Below are 14,516 nucleotides of genomic sequence, written 5' to 3'. Positions count from 1 at the left end.
ATGCTCGTCCATGCCCACCTCCTACCCCGCACGCGCGCGAATGACCGCGCGCCGCCCCGGTCATGTGCGCGTCCGGGCCCCGACAGGGCAGGATGGGGCCATGAGGGAAACCCGAGCGACCGTCAGTGGGCTGCGCACGGCGATAGAGCGCAGCGGTTACTACCCGGCCCTGGTCGCGGACGCGGTCGAGTCGGCCGTCGGGGACGAGCGCGTCACCGCCTACGTCGTCCACCACGAGGCGACGTTCGACCCCGCGATGGAGGTCCGGCGGCACGTGACCGTGCTCGTGCTGTCGGCGAGCCGGCTGCTGGTGTGCCACACCGACGAGCACCCGCCCGGAGAGGGCATGGACCGGCCGCACGCGTCCACGACCACCGAGGCCGTGAAGCTGGAACGCGTCCAGTCGGTCGCGGTGACGCGGGTCGTCCCGGACCCGGCGGCGTACGTGCCGGGCGTGCCGCCCACCGAGGTGGTGCTGACCATCGGCTGGGGCGCCATCGCCCACATCGACCTGGAACCCGCCACGTGCGGCGACGAGAACTGCGAGGCCGACCACGGCTACACCGGCAGCGTCACGGCCGACGACCTGTCCCTGCGGGTCAGCGAGGCCGCGGACGGCGGCGACGCCGTGACCCAGGTGCTGGCCTTCGCGGAGGAACTGTCCGCAGCGACCGCACGGTGACCATGCCGGCCGCGCCGCGGTACGGGGCGGGGGCGCTTGCCGATCTGCCGGGTTCGGCGCTGGCTTCGCTGGGGGTCCCGGGCGCGGTGGACGTGCTGGGGCTGCCCGCCGTCCCGCGTGTGTGCGTGCTGCTGGTCGACGGCCTCGGCTGGGAGCAGCTGAAGGCCCACCCCGACGAGGCGCCCTACCTGAACGCGATGGACGGCGGGCCGATCACGGCCGGGTTCCCGGCGACGACCGTCAGCAGCCTCGGCTCGCTGGCGACGGGTGTCCCGCCCGGTGAGCACGGGCTGCTCGGCGTGCAGGTCGCGATCCCCGGTACCGGCCGGCTGCTGAACTGCCTGCGCTGGGACGACGACTCCGTCGACCCGGAGACGTTCCAGCCCGTCCCGACCGTCTACGAGCGGGCGGCGGCGGACGGCGTCGAGGTCTCCTACGTGGCGCGCCGCCTCTACCGGGGCTCCAGCCTCAGCCGCGCCACCACGCGAGGCGCCGACTACCTGGCCGCCGACGGCCTCGGGCAGCTCGTCGGACGCGCCGAGCTGGCCCTGCGCCGCGGCGGCCGGTCGTACGTCACCGTGTACCACGCCGACCTCGACTCCACCGGCCACCGGTTCGGGGTGGGCTCCGCCGACTGGCGCCACCACCTGCGGTTCGTGGACGTCCTCGTCCAGCAGATCGCGGCCGTCCTGCCGCAGGGCTCCGCCCTCTATGTGACGGCCGACCACGGCATGGTGGACCCGTCCGAGCGGATCGACGCCGACGCCGTCCCTGAGCTGCGGGAGGGCGTCGCCCTCCTCGGCGGGGACGCGCGCTGCCGCTACGTCTACAGCGAGCCGGGCGCCCACGCCGACGTGCTCGCCGCCTGGACGGACCTGCTGGGCGACCGGGCGTGGGTCGTCTCGCGCGACGAGGCCGTCGCGAACGGCTGGTTCGGCCCGATCGGCCCCGGGATGCTGGAGCGCATCGGCGACGTGATCGCCGTCCCGCACGCCGACCTGGCGATCGTGGCGTCCGAACGGGAGCCGTGGCTGGACCGGATGGTCGGCATGCACGGCTCGCTCGTCCCGGCCGAGCTGCGCGTGCCGCTGCTCAGCACGATTCGGCCCTGACACCCTGCGGAGTTGAGATGAACCGGCATTCTCCCCTCCCTAATCGGGGCAACGGCGGTCAAACTGGCGATGTGCACCCTCTCATCGAAGTGCCCGCGCTGGACCGGCTGCTCCGGCGGCAGACGCCCGTGGTCCTGCTGGACGTCCGATGGCATCTGGCGGGACCGCCGGGGGTCGAGTCCTACCGCAGGGGGCACCTGCCCGGAGCCGTCTTCGTCGACCTGGACCGCGACGTGGCCGGGCCGCCCGGGCCCGGCGGCCGCCATCCCCTCCCCGAGCCCGTCGTCTTCGAGGCGGCCATGCGCCGCGCCGGCGTCACCGCGGACAGCCTGGTCGTCGCCTACGACGACGCCGACGCCATGTCCGCGGCCCGCGTCTGGTGGTCGCTGCGCTACTTCGGGCACGACCGCGTCCGCGTCCTGGACGGCGGCTTCCGCGCCTGGACGGAGGCGGGCCTTCCGGTGAGCACCACCGAACCCGACGTCAAGCCGGGCGGCTTCATCGCCCACCCGGGCCGCCTGCCCGTCCTGGACGCGGAGGGCGCCGCCGAACTGGCCACGGCGGGCGTGCTCCTCGACGCCCGCGCCGCCGCGCGCTACCGCGGCGAGGAGGAGCCCGTCGACCCCGTCGCCGGCCACATTCCGGGCGCCCGCAACGCCCCCACGTCCGGCAACGTCGGCGTGGACGGCCGCTTCCTGCCGCCCGAACTGCTCCGCGAGCGCTTCGCCCAGCTCGGCGCCACCGACGCCCTCGACGTCGGCGCCTACTGCGGCTCCGGCGTGACCGCCGCCCACGAGATCCTCGCCCTGAACCTCGCCGGCATCCCCGCCGCCCTCTACGTGGGCTCCTGGTCCGACTGGGTGACGAATCCGACCAACCCGGTTGCGACCGGCGACAACTGACCGCACTGCAATCCACCGCAAGCGGAGTTACGAGCGACTGTGCCGGTGGTGGCCCTTGGTGGCGGCGATACCAATTGGATCGGCATGGGGTCATCCGGCGCCCATGGCGAGGAAGCCGGTTGTCGCGGTGGTTCGAGGGGTCGCGGCCAAGGCTTGGGACGGGGGCCGTCCGGTAGCCAGGGCCTGATGGAAGGTCGTCATGAAGATCGGGGTCGCCTCGTCGCGGACGGGGGTGACGCTGGCGATGACCGTGGCGGTGCCCAGGGCGAGGAGGGCGCCGGCCATGCCGAGGACGGCGTCGCCCTCGGCGGCGCGGCCGATGTCGCAGGCGGACAGGACGACCAGGCCCGGTGGGACGGTCAGCTCGTCGAGGTCGTGGACCATGAGGGGGCCGTCGGCCAGGCGCAGGCGGGAGAACAGGGGATTGCCCTCGCGGAACTCGCCGTGGGCGGCTATGTGGGCCACGGCGGCCCCGTCCAGGGCGTCCCGGACGGGTTCCGCGCGTGCGTCCGGACCGTCCAGGACGAGGGCGTCCGGGTAAAGGCGCCGAAGGGCGGCGACCTCGCGTTCGGCGTGGTTCAGGTCAGGTCCCGCCACCAGGACGGTGTGGCCGCCCGACGGGGTGCGTGCGCGGGCGTGGAGCCAGGCGCCGGCGGACGGGACGATCGTGAACGGACGTCCGGCGAGGGACGGGAGCGCCGCCCAGGGCAGCCCGTGCAGGGCGCCGGTCGGAGCGATGACCAGCTCGCGGTCGCCGAGGACGGGGCTCAGCGGGGCGAGAAGGAGACGGTCGAGGCGGTCGGCGGTGCCGTCGAAAGCGGTCAGGGTCTGGGGATCGTCATGGCCCGCGAGGCGCCGGGCCGCGTAGCGGAGCAGGCCGACCTCGCGGTGGGCCTCGCCGCATGTGCCCAGGTGGTGGCGCCGGGGACGGCCGTCCGCGACGGTGACGGCGTGCAGCTCGCCGCCGATCGCGATCAGCTCGACGAGGGCGCGGTCACCGAGGGCGGCGGCGACCGCGGTGGCCTCGGCGGAACGCGGCGGCAGCGCGCCGGACGGGCGGCGCCGGGTCCGGGCGCGAATCGTCGCTTCGAGGTCGGCGATGTCCGCCGGCGGCACGGACGGCACGCCGCCGCGGGCCGTCCCCGCGGTGTGGTCGATGCTGAGGGCGCGCAGCGCGGTCAGTGCGGCGGCGCGCTCCGGGTCCTTGGGCGGACGGACCCGGACCGGCCGGGCGATCGCCCGGCGCCGTTCCTCCACCGCGAGCAGCTCGCGTGCCGACCGGGCCAGGTGGAGGCCGAACTCGGCCAGCTCGGAGGCGAATCCCGCCGCGCGGGCGCGCAGGTCGAGCGCGTCGAGCACTTCCACGTGCTCTTCGGTGATGTCCAGCCCGGCTCTGACGGCCGCTACCGCACCTGCGTGGTCGTCCCGCGCCGAGCGTTCGAGGGCTTTCGCGTGCCAGGCGGCGATCTGGGCGGATGCGGGGCCGGGGGAGCGTCCGACCGGTGCGAGCAGGTGCCCCGCGGGTCTGCCTAGAGACAGCGCCACGCGGGCGGCGACGATGCGGGCTTCGTCGGCCGCGTCCGCCCAGCCGCCGGTTTCCAAGCGGTCCGCTATGGCCATGGCAGAGCGGAGAAGGACAGGAGAACGCTCACCGGACGCCCATCGGGCCCGGAGCAGTACGTGCTCGGCCAGGAGCATCCATCCGGTTCGGTTCTGCTGGGCGAACGTCGTGCGGGCACGTTCGGCCGCCTCTGTGGCCTGCTCGGCGTTCCCGTCGGCCAGTTCGGCATGGGCGAGGAGCAGGAATCCGTCGGCGACGTCGCATCGGTAGCCGTGGGCCATGGCCGCGTCCAAGGCCGCGGTCAGGACGGGACGTGCCTCGCCCGGCAGTCCCGCCACGATGAGCGTTTCCGCCTGGTCGAACCGGCACTGCGCCAGACGTTCACCGGTCAGGCCAGGCTCGGCCTCAGCGAAGAGGCGGAGCGCGCGCGGGACGTCCCCGCGCCGCGATGCCGTGAAGGCCAGGTTTCCCTTCGCCATGGCGGTCTGGTGACTCAGCCCTGCGTCCTCACCGACGGAGACGGCCTCTTCCAAGGCTTCCTCCGCACGGTCGTAGTCACCGCGGAACGCGCGGGCCAAGCCCAGGTTGGTGAGCAGACCATTGAGGGCGGCCGGGTCGTGTCCATCGCGTAACCGCGGCAGGGCCCGCGCGGCGGTGTCGTGGGCCTCGTCCAGACGGCCGGCCCTCGCCAGAGCGCACGCCTTGTTCGCGGCGAGACGATCTGCGTCCGGGCCCTCCAGGACGGTCTCCGCCTCACGCGCATGCACGAGCGCCCCGGTGACGTCACCCTGAGCCGTGAGCAGCCCGACGAGATTCATCCGCACTTGAGCCGCCGCATACGCGTCCGACACGGAGGCCATGTCCAGGGCGCGATGCAGGTACGCGAGCCCTTCCTCCAGCCGCCCCAGCTCCTTGGCCGCCAGCGCCGCCACCCGCAAGGCGAGGATCCCGCCGCCGTCCTCCAGCAGGGCCCGCGCCCGCGCGAACGCGGCCGCGGGGTCCATGGCCGCCATCCGCAGCAGCGCGCGCTCGTCGCGGCCGGTCACAGCCGGACCCAGCTCGTGACGATGGACGCCCCGTCGTCCAGCCGGAAGACCAGGCTGACCAGCCCGGCCGGGACGCGCGGCAGGCAGAACAGCCCGGCCGGCTCCGCCCGCGCCGAGATCCCGCCCGGCGGCAGGTCGCGGTGCCGGACCTGGACCAGCGCCGCCGCCGACGGCATGAGCCGACCGGTGATCTCCCGGTACCGGCCCTCCCGCGCGACCTCGATCTCGACGGTCGAGCCGGGGCACACGAAGGTCAGCGTCCGGGCGGGGCCGCCGCGCACCCCCGCCGCGTGCCCGCCCCGGTCGTGCGCCGGCTCCGCCAGCGCCGCGGCGGGCGTCCGCCACGCGATCGACGCGCGGGCCGCCGCGAGCACGTCCGCCGGCACCGGGTCGAGGATCTCGAACGCGTCCCGGACCGCCGCCATCAGCTCGTCGTCGTTCACGGGACGAGCCTCCGCAGCGCGTCCAGGCAGCGCGCCCGCGTCGGCGCGACGCTGCCGACGGGGATGCCGAGGGCGGCGGCCAGCTCGGCATGACTCGGCGCCAGCGCGAACAGCCGCAGCAGCGTCCGGCAGCGCCGCGGCAGCGCCTCCAGCGCCGCGCCGACCCGGCCGAGCCGCTCCCGCGCCGCGACCACCCGGTCGGGGCCGGGCTCCGGCTCCCGCGGCGCGGGCACCCGCGGCAGATCGCGGCCGCGCCGGCGCACCAGCCGCAGGCTCTCGTGCCGCGCGGTCGTGGCCAGCCAGCAGGCCATCGCCGCCGGCTCGCGCAGCCCGTCGATCCGCTCCACCAGCCGCAGCCACGTGGTCTGCACCACGTCGCCCGCGTCGGCGTCGTTCAACCCGTGCGAGCGGGCGATCGACCACAGCAGCCCGCTGTGCCGCTCCACCAGCCGGGCCCACGCGTCACCGTCGCCGCCGCGTGCCCGGACCACCAGCTCGTCCGTACCGTCCCTGTGGGCCACCGAAGTCTCCTCCCGAGGCCCCCCGCTCGCCCATCACCCTAGGGCATTCTCCGCTGACTCTGCGTGCACTTCGGTGCCGAGATCTGGAAGTGACCGGTGCCGTCCCGGGTCGAGGACGCGGTCGGCCGCCGCGCAGGGGTCGATGTCCTCTTCCGCGGCGAGCGCGGCGATCCGTCCCGCGACGACCGGTGCCGCGAACGATGTCCCGCTCCAGGTGGCGAAGCCGTCGAAGCGGTCGGGGTCGGTCCCGTCCTCCACCGGCCGGGACCCGTCGAACCGCACGAACGTGCTGGCCAGGCCGACGCCCTGCGCGCACGCGTCCACCCACCAGCCGTAGTTGGAGAACCAGGCCCGGTCGGGACCGTCCAGCGCGGCGACGCCGACCACCGGCTTCATCGCGGCCGGCCAGAACGGGCGGTCGGTCGCCGCGTTCCCCGCGCACGCCACGATGACCGTGCGGCGGCCGAGCGCGGCGACCGCCCGCGACAGGACCGGCGAGGGACGGTCGTCGTAGGTGTGGCAGCCGAGCGAGATGTTCACGACATCGGCGCGCCCGCGCCGCGCGAGCGACTCCAGCGCGCGGATCACGTCCAGTTCGTCGCCGACACCGTCGCCGCCGATGACGCGGCGGGCCCGCAGCGCGGCGGACGGCGCCTGCGACAGCACCACGCCCGCGATGAACGTGCCGTGGCCCGCCTGCGCGTCCAGCTCGAAGTCGAGGTCGGCGTCCAGTACCTCGCCGACCTCGTCGCGCTGCTCGCGGAACCAGTCCGCGTCCGCGTACCAGGGGTGCGGGGACAGGCCCGTGTCCAGGATCGCGACGGTCACGTCCCGCCGCGCGCGGACGGGCCCGGGCGCGGGCATCGGCGCGGCCGGACGCGGCCGGTCGGCCGGCCCGCTCCACCACATCGGCTGCCCGAGGACGAGATGGTTCGGGGACACGCTCAGCCGGCGGTGCCGCCCGCCGGAGCCGAGCACGGCCGCGAGCTCGCACACGTCGACCTTCGCCGGGGCGCGCAGCCGCAGCACCGTGACGCCGTGCTCGTCCTGCCGGGAGTCGCACCAGCGCTGGACCAGGCCTTCGGCGGCGCCGGCGTCCTGCCCCGCGACCAGGATCTCGTCCCGGCGGATCAGTGCCGGCCGTCCCGGCAGCGGTTCCACGACCACGGCGTCGCGGTGCCGCGCCAGGAGCCGCTCCAGCCGTGCCTGTTGATCGAACATCGGTCCTCGCCTCCACACCGTGACCCGGCCCCGCGCTCATAGTGCCGGATCGGCGACGAAGAGTGACCGTCAGCGAACGTAAAGTCATCGGGACGGCGGGGCGGCGCGATCATGCCGCTTCGGGCGCTTTCCACCCGCCGCGGGCCCATGAGGGCCTAATCTTGCGCGCGGACGTGGTGAACGATGTGCATCGCGTGGTCAAGCGTTCAACAAACAGCGGATCCACGGTGGTGCGACACGGGCCGATGATGCACAATGAGGGACGCGGACGCCGACTTGGGACGTACGAGGCCGTAGGGGAAGACGAGCCTCGGTACAGATCCAGGAGGTCCGGTGACCGCACGTGGCGTTTTTTACGTCCACTCCGCGCCACCTGCGCTGAGCCCGCACATCGAGTGGGCCGCCGCAGGTGTCCTTGGGGTGCCCGTTTCGCTTGAGTGGGCTGATCAGGCGGCGGCGCCGGGGACGCTGCGCGCCGAGCTCCATTGGGAGGGGAGGCCGGGTACCGCCGCCGGCATCACCTCCGCGCTGCGCAATTGGAAACTGGTGCGGTTCGAGGCCACCGAGGATCCGACGCCCGGCACCGACGGCGTCCGCTTCAGCTTCACCCCGTCCCTCGGGGTGTTCACCGGGGTCATCGGCGCCAGCGGCGACATCATGGTGCCCGAGGACCGGCTCCGCTCCGTGATGGCCAACGCCGCCGTCGGGAAGATCACTTTGGAGAACGAGCTCGAACGCCTCCTCGGCACGCCGTGGGACAACGAGCTGGAGCCGTTCCGGCGGGCCGGCGACGGCGCCCCCGTCCGCTGGCTGCACGCCGCTGTGTAAATTGCAAGCCCTCCCCGGAGGGCTCGCCTGGCGGCTCGCCCTCTGGTCCGGGCTTGGGCGAGTGCGGCCTCGCTTCGCGAGCTTCCCGGTGGAGGCTCGCCTTCGGCTTCGCCTCCACCGGTCAGGTAGCGCACTCGCGTGATGGCTGAGGTTGTTGCCGGAGACATGAACACGAGAACGGCCCGGTTGGCCTTGGAGGCTCGCCGGGCCGTTGCCGTACGCGGGTGGTCCTGTGGGACCTTGTCAGAGGGCGCGTTCGAAGGCGACCGAGACGTTGTGGCCGCCGAAACCGAACGAGTTGTTGAGCGCGGCGGCGGGGCCGTCCGCGAGCTTGCGCGGCTCGTCCCGCACGATGTCCAGGTCGACCTCGTCGTCGAGGTCCTCCAGGTTGGCCACGAACGGGACGACGCCGTCCCGCAGCGCGAGCAGCGTGAAGATCGACTCCAGCGCGCCGGCGCCGCCGAGCAGGTGCCCGGTCATCGACTTGGTCGCGGTGACGACCAGCCCGCGGGCGGCCTCCTCGCCGAGGCCCGCCTTGATGGACGCGAGCTCCGCCACGTCCCCGGCCGGGGTCGAGGTGGCGTGCGCGTTGATGTGCACGAGGTCGGTGGGCTCCAGCCCGGCGTCCTTGAGGGCCCGCTGCATGGCCTTGGCCTGCCCCGCCCCGGACGGGTCGGGCAGGACGATGTCGTAGGCGTCGCCGGAGTAGCCGGCGCCGGACGCGAAGCCGTGGACGCGCGCGCCGCGGGCGCGGGCGTGCTCCTCCGACTCCAGGATCATCACCGCGGCGCCCTCACCGAGGACGAACCCGTCGCGGTTCTTGTCGTAGGGCCGGGACGCGCGCGCCGGCTCCTCGTTGCGGGTCGACATCGCGCGCATGGACCCGAACGAGGCCATCTGCAGCGGGTGGATGCACGACTCGGTGCCGCCGCAGATCACCACGTCGGCGCGGCCGACGCGGATCATGTCGATGGCGTAGCCGACCGCCTCGGCGCTGGACGCGCAGGCGCTGACCAGGGCGTGCGAGCCGGCCATCGCGCCGAACTCGATGCCGACGTGCCCGGACGCGCCGTTCGGCATCAGCATCGGGACGGTGAACGGGGAGACCCGCGACCAGCCCTTCTCCCGGTACACGTCGTAGCTGTTGAGGGCGGTGTGCAGGCCGCCGATGCCGCTGGACAGCACGACGCCGAGGCGCTCGCCGTCCACGGTGAAGCCGCCGTCGACGCCGGGCCGCTCCATGCCCTTCTGCCCTTTGCCGCCGGTCGGCGCGGCGAAGCCGGCGCTCGCCCACGCCTCACGTGCGGCGATCAGCGCGATCGCCTGGTTGCGGTCGAGCCGGCGCAGGTTCTGCTTCGGCATCACCGCGTCCGGCTGCACCTTCAGCGTCGCGGCGAACCGGACCGGCAGGTCCTCGACGCCCTCCCAGTCCAGCGTGCGGATTCCGGACTCGCCGGCGAGCAGGGCGGACCAGGTCGACGGCAGGTCGCCGCCGAGTGGGGTCGTTGCACCGAGACCGGTCACGACGACTCTGGTCTGGCTCGTGCTCATGTGGTTCTCCTTGCGGACTGTGAGGGGAGGAGTGGGCCGGGCGCGCCCCCACCCGGGAGGCGGCGCGCCCGGCCCGCGGCTCAGCTCTGCAGCTTCTGGACGAAGTTGATGACGTCCTGGACCGTCTTCAGGTTGCGCAGCTCGTCGTCGGGGATCTCGACGCCGAACTGGTCCTGCGCGGCCACGGCGATCTCCACCATCGACAGCGAGTCGATGTCGAGGTCGTCGATGAAGTTCTTGTCCGGGGTGACCTCGGACTTGTCGATGCCGACGATCTCGTCGATGATGTCGGCGAGGCCGTCCAGGATCTGCTGTTCGGTGGCGACTTCTGCCATGGTTCCGCTTTCTCCTTCGGTGGGTTGGTCCAGAGCCTGCGAGCAGGCGTGACGGCCTACGGGATCTGGATGACTTGGGCAGCGTAGGACAGCCCGGCGCCGAACCCGACCAGCAGGGCCGGGGCACCGGACGGCACGTCGCCGCGTTCGATCATGCGGGAGAGCGCCAGCGGGATCGAGGCGCCCGAGGTGTTGCCGGAGTGGACGATGTCGTCGGCCACGACGGCGTTCGCGGCCTTCACCTTGCGGGCGATCGCCTGGATGATCCGCAAATTGGCCTGGTGCGGGACGATGGCGGCGAGGTCGGCCGGCGCGATCCCGGCGCGCTCGCACGCCTGGACCGCGATCGGTGCGATGGCGGTGGTGGCCCAGCGGAACACCGCCTGCCCCTCCTGCCGGATGGACGAGTGCCGGTCATCGATGATGATCTTGTCGTACTGGTCCCCGGCGCTGCCCCACACGACGGGGCCGATGCCCGGGGCGTCGCTGGCGGCGACGACCGCCGCGCCCGCCCCGTCGGCGAAGATGATGCAGGTGGAGCGGTCGGTCCAGTCGATCCACTGGGACATCTTCTCCGAGCCGACCACGAGCACGTTGCGGGCGCTCCCGGCCCGGACGGCGGCGCTGGCGGTGGCCAGCGCGTAGCAGAAGCCGGCGCAGGCGGCGTTCAGGTCGAACGCGCCCGGCGCGTCGATGCCGAGGCGGTGCGCGACCTGCGCGGCGTGCCCCGGCATCGGCGACTCGGCCGAGCAGGTGGCGAGGATCACGAGGTCGATGTCGGACGGCGCGAGCCCGCTGCCCGCGAGGGCCTTGCCGCCCGCGTGCACGCCCAGCTCGACGATGCCCTCGTCGTCGCCCGCGATGCGGCGCTCGGTGATGCCGACGCGGCTGCGGATCCACTCGTCGTTGGTGTCGACCTTCCCGGCGAGCTCGTCGTTGGTGACGATCCTGGCGGGACGGTAGTCGCCGAACGCCAGGATGCGGGCGCCCGCGGTCGCCTCGGGGATCCGGATCGTGGCGGTCATGACGCGTCCGCCCTGATCAGCTCGCGGGCCTTGTCCAGGTCGGCGGGGGACTTGAGGGCGACCAGCTCGACGCCCTTCAGCTCGCGGCGGGCGAGCCCGGTGAGCGTCCCGGCGGGCGGCAGCTCGATGATCCCGGTGACGCCGAGGTCGCGCATGGCGGCCATGCACGCGTCCCAGCGGACGGGGGCGCTGACCTGGCCGGCGAGCCGGTCCACGAAGTCGCGTCCGGTGCCGACGACGGCGCCGTCGCGGTTCTGCAGCAGCTTCGTCCGCGGGTCGGCGACCGGCGCGCCGGCCGCGAGCCGCCGCAGCGTCTCGACGGCGGGCGCCATGTGCTCGGTGTGGAAGGCGCCGGCGACCGGCAGCGCGCGCAGCCGCGCCTTCGCGGGCGGCTCGTCGGCGAACCGGGCGAGCTGCTCCATCGTCCCGGCGGCGACGATCTGCCCGGCGCCGTTGATGTTGGCGGGGGTGAGCCCGTGCTTGTCGATCGCGGCGAGGACCTCGTCGGGGTCGCCGCCGAGCACGGCGGTCATCCCGGTCTCGGTGACGGCGGCGGCCTCGGCCATCGCCCGTCCCCGCTCCCGGACGAGGACCAGCGCGGCCTCGGGGGTCAGCACGCCGGCGATCGCCGCGGCGGCGAGCTCGCCGACGCTGTGGCCGGCGACCGCGTCCGGAGCCCTGTCCTCGTAGAGCACCTCGAAGGCGGCGAGCGCGGCGGCGACCAGCAGCGGCTGCGCCACCGCGGTGTCCCGGATCTCCTCGGCGTCCGCCGTCGTCCCGTAGCGGGCCAGGTCGAGCCCCGCGACGGCCGACCACCAGGCGAGACGGTCGGCGACTCCGGGTATCTCTAGCCATGGCTGCAGGAAGCCGGGGGTTTGGGCGCCCTGGCCGGGCGATGCGAGGACTATCACAGCGACCAGCTTGCCGTTAACGCCCCGCGCTCTCGATGCGGATCGCGACGAAGTTTGCTCCGGGTGCTTTGTACGACCCCTACAAGGCCCCTAAATATGGGTCGAACGGGACTGGAACCTGCCCAGGACGAGCGCTATGCGGAGGGTGAATGCGTTGCGGCCGTCGGTGGGGGACAGGCCGGTCAGCTCGGAGACGCGGCGGAGCCGGTAGCGGACGGTGTTGGGGTGGACGAACAGCAGCCGCGCGGTCGCCTCCAGCGACGAGCCCTGTTCGAGGTAGGTGGTGAGCGTGTCCAGGAGCGGGGCGCCGGCCGCGAGCATCGGATTGTAGACGCCCTCCACCAGATGGTGGCGGGCCTCGTCGTCGCCGTCCAGCGCGCGCTCGGGGAGCAGCTCGGCGGCCTGGACGGGACGGGGCGCGTCCGGCCAGCCGGCGGCGGCGCGCAGGCCGGCGACGGCGGCGCGGGCGGAGCGGGTCGAGTCGTAGAGGTCGCCGACCCGCGGGCCGACGACGACCGGGCCCGGCCCGCACTTGGCGGCGATCGGGCGGGCGGCCTCCATGGGGTCGGCGTCGCCGCCCACGATGACGATGACCCGGTGGCCCTGGACGCCGGCGAGCACGTCGGCGCGCGCGCGGCGCGCGGCCAGCTGCATCTGGTCGATGGTGACCTCGGGTTCCTCGTCCTCCGGAGTGAGGCCCGCGATGACGGTGACGGGCTTGGACGTCCAGCCGAGCGCGGCGGCCCACGAGTGCATGCCGTCGTCGACCTCGCCGTGCAGGACCGCGTTGACGACGAGGGCTTCGAGTCGCGCGTCCCAGGCGGCGCGCGTCTCGGCGGCGCGCGCGTACACCTGGGCCGCGCCGAACGCCACGTCGCGCGTGTAGCGCAGGATGGCCTCGCGCAGCTGGGCCTCGCCGCCGGGCGCGGCCAGCTCGTCCAGGCGGGTCTCCACCACGTCGATGATCACGCGGACCATGTCGATGGTGTGCTGCAGCTTGATGGAGCGCAGCAGCTCGCGGGGCGCGGTGCCGAACACCTCGCCGGCGATGGCGGGACGGGTCTGCTCGTTGCTCTTGAACCATTCCACGAACGCGGCGATGCCGGCCTGGGCGACGAGGCCGATCCAGGAGCGCTGCTCGGCGGGCATGCGCCGGAACCAGGGGAGCTGCTCCTCCATGCTGGACAGGGCCGCGGTGCCGAAGGTCCCCATGGCCTTCTCCAGGCGCTGGGTGGTCTGCTCACGGATGTCGGCCTCGTTCGCGGTGTTCACCTCCCCAGAGTGCCACCACCCTGGCGGTGGACCGTCCGGAAGTGGGCAAGCAGGTCAGCGGGGAGTCACCTTGGAGGGACGTCCGAGTGCGATGCCGGTGAGGTTGCGCAGGGGGGTCGAGCCGGGGGCGAGGTAGTCGCTGTGGCCGCCGGAGCCGGCGTCGAAGGCGCGCGCGCCGAACTCGGGGGAGACCGGGTCGGGGCCGAGTCCGAGGCCGAAGATGCGGACGTGGGGGACGTCCTCCATCCAGTCGGTGGCACCGCGTCCCGCCCAGACGCGGGCCGTGCCGCTCAGCTTGGAGGCGGACAATGCGGTCGTCCCCGGGCTGCCGTAGAGGGCGATGTCGCTGACCTGCCGCCAGGCGGCGCTGTTTGGGCCGTCCAATGCGGCGCGGCCGCAGACGACGGAACCGTAGCTGTGGCAGAGCAATCCCACACTCGCGCCTGGGGCGACCCTGTGCACGCCCTTCAGGAAATGGCGTAGCTGCACCGCGCCTTCGGCCGCCCTCTCGTCGGTGAGGACGTCGCTGCTGATGGTCTTGGGCGCCGCATATCCGAGCCAGGCGACGACGGCGAGCCCGGGATCGGGCGACATGGAACGGGCCTGCGTGTAGACGGCGCGTGCCCCGCCTCCGGGTGTCGACCACGGTTTGCCGCCCCGCTTGTCGAACGTGGACAGCGTGGTGTCCGCGCCTGGGACGAGCACCGCGATGCGCCTCGCCCTGGTGATGTCGCCGATGACCTCGATGGCGCGCCCACCGCCGCGCGGGTCGAAATAGAGGAACCGGCGCCCAGGCTGGAGGAACGCGCCGAGCGCCCTACTGCGGTCGACGTCGCCGACCTTCTGCGCCGTCTGGAGGGCCTTCTCGATGGCTCCGCGTTCGGCGGCGTACCGGACGTCCAGTGTCGACGGCGCCAGTTTCGGGACGGCGGCGGGCGCGGCGTAGGGGTCGGCGTGCCCGGTCCCCGCGGTCGTCAGCATCACCACGCCGATGGACGCGGCGGCCGCCAGCACCCTGCGGAGCCGCCGAGCGCGCGTCCGGCGGAGACGCGGCGAGGTCGTCGTCGGGTGCGGCGGCATCGGTTCTTTTCTACCATCCAAGATCG

14 protein-coding genes are annotated in these 14,516 nt (G+C 73.7%); 4 read left to right on the top strand and 10 right to left on the bottom strand.

Annotated elements, in window-relative coordinates; genetic code table 11:
* Nucleotides 1-100: 100 nt before the first annotated feature.
* The 3 genes from E1293_RS03635 to E1293_RS03625 all read left to right on the top strand — a co-directional run bounded on the left by E1293_RS03635 (nt 101) and on the right by E1293_RS03625 (nt 2,696).
* Nucleotides 101-682, top strand: a complete 582-nt coding sequence (locus E1293_RS03635; RefSeq protein WP_132193758.1) for a DUF5998 family protein — start codon at nt 101-103, stop codon at nt 680-682.
* A 2-nt stretch (nt 683-684) separates the two neighbouring features.
* Nucleotides 685-1,794: an alkaline phosphatase family protein gene (locus E1293_RS03630; RefSeq protein WP_132193770.1), complete on the top strand. Its 1,110-nt coding sequence runs from the start codon at nt 685-687 to the stop codon at nt 1,792-1,794.
* Nucleotides 1,795-1,865: 71 nt separating this feature from the next.
* A complete protein-coding gene (locus E1293_RS03625; RefSeq protein ID WP_243715987.1) occupies nt 1,866-2,696 on the top strand; it encodes a sulfurtransferase in 831 nt (276 codons plus the stop codon).
* A gap of 90 nt (nt 2,697-2,786) precedes the next feature.
* Here the strand turns inward: E1293_RS03625 and E1293_RS03620 are convergent, their stop codons facing one another.
* The 4 genes from E1293_RS03620 to E1293_RS03605 are packed head-to-tail and all read right to left on the bottom strand — an operon-like array spanning nt 2,787 to nt 7,488.
* On the bottom strand, nt 2,787-5,303 hold the full coding sequence (locus tag E1293_RS03620) for a CHAT domain-containing protein (RefSeq protein WP_243715986.1): 2,517 nt from the start codon (nt 5,301-5,303) through the stop codon (nt 2,787-2,789).
* On the bottom strand, nt 5,300-5,746 hold the full coding sequence (locus tag E1293_RS03615; RefSeq protein WP_132193754.1) for a hypothetical protein: 447 nt from the start codon (nt 5,744-5,746) through the stop codon (nt 5,300-5,302). The genes E1293_RS03620 and E1293_RS03615 overlap by 4 nt, the downstream gene beginning before the upstream one ends.
* Nucleotides 5,743-6,267 carry an RNA polymerase sigma factor gene (locus tag E1293_RS03610; protein ID WP_132193752.1) on the bottom strand — a complete coding sequence of 175 codons (525 nt, stop codon included), beginning with the start codon at nt 6,265-6,267 and terminating at the stop codon, nt 5,743-5,745. Before E1293_RS03610 ends, E1293_RS03615 begins: the two co-directional genes overlap by 4 nt.
* 33 nt (nt 6,268-6,300) lie before the next feature.
* On the bottom strand, nt 6,301-7,488 hold the full coding sequence (locus tag E1293_RS03605; protein WP_132193750.1) for a S8 family peptidase: 1,188 nt from the start codon (nt 7,486-7,488) through the stop codon (nt 6,301-6,303).
* A 333-nt stretch (nt 7,489-7,821) separates the two neighbouring features.
* On the opposite strand from E1293_RS03605, the gene E1293_RS03600 reads away from it, so the two are divergent.
* Nucleotides 7,822-8,316, top strand: coding sequence for a DUF3145 domain-containing protein (locus E1293_RS03600; RefSeq protein ID WP_132193748.1), 495 nt, complete (start codon nt 7,822-7,824; stop codon nt 8,314-8,316).
* Nucleotides 8,317-8,559: 243 nt separating this feature from the next.
* On the opposite strand, the gene E1293_RS03595 is transcribed toward E1293_RS03600, so the two are convergent.
* The 6 genes from E1293_RS03595 to E1293_RS03570 form a co-directional block, all read right to left on the bottom strand.
* Nucleotides 8,560-9,867, bottom strand: coding sequence for a beta-ketoacyl-[acyl-carrier-protein] synthase family protein (locus E1293_RS03595; RefSeq protein ID WP_132193746.1), 1,308 nt, complete (start codon nt 9,865-9,867; stop codon nt 8,560-8,562).
* Nucleotides 9,868-9,947: 80 nt separating this feature from the next.
* Nucleotides 9,948-10,202, bottom strand: a complete 255-nt coding sequence (locus tag E1293_RS03590) for an acyl carrier protein (RefSeq protein WP_132193744.1) — start codon at nt 10,200-10,202, stop codon at nt 9,948-9,950.
* A gap of 56 nt (nt 10,203-10,258) precedes the next feature.
* Nucleotides 10,259-11,227 (bottom strand): beta-ketoacyl-ACP synthase III, encoded by a 969-nt coding sequence (locus E1293_RS03585; protein ID WP_132193742.1) that lies wholly within the window; start codon nt 11,225-11,227, stop codon nt 10,259-10,261.
* On the bottom strand, nt 11,224-12,138 hold the full coding sequence (locus E1293_RS03580) for an ACP S-malonyltransferase (RefSeq protein WP_132193740.1): 915 nt from the start codon (nt 12,136-12,138) through the stop codon (nt 11,224-11,226). Before E1293_RS03580 ends, E1293_RS03585 begins: the two co-directional genes overlap by 4 nt.
* A gap of 90 nt (nt 12,139-12,228) precedes the next feature.
* A complete protein-coding gene (locus E1293_RS03575) occupies nt 12,229-13,410 on the bottom strand; it encodes a PucR family transcriptional regulator (RefSeq protein ID WP_207938646.1) in 1,182 nt (393 codons plus the stop codon).
* Nucleotides 13,411-13,464: 54 nt separating this feature from the next.
* Complete coding sequence (locus E1293_RS03570) at nt 13,465-14,490, bottom strand: alpha/beta hydrolase (protein ID WP_132193738.1); 1,026 nt, start codon at nt 14,488-14,490, stop codon at nt 13,465-13,467.
* Nucleotides 14,491-14,516: the final 26 nt, after the last annotated feature.

It is taken from the genome of Actinomadura darangshiensis, assembly GCF_004349235.1.
Classification (GTDB): Bacteria; Actinomycetota; Actinomycetes; order Streptosporangiales; family Streptosporangiaceae; genus Spirillospora; species Spirillospora darangshiensis.
This window is presented reverse-complemented; position numbering and strand designations above follow the sequence as displayed.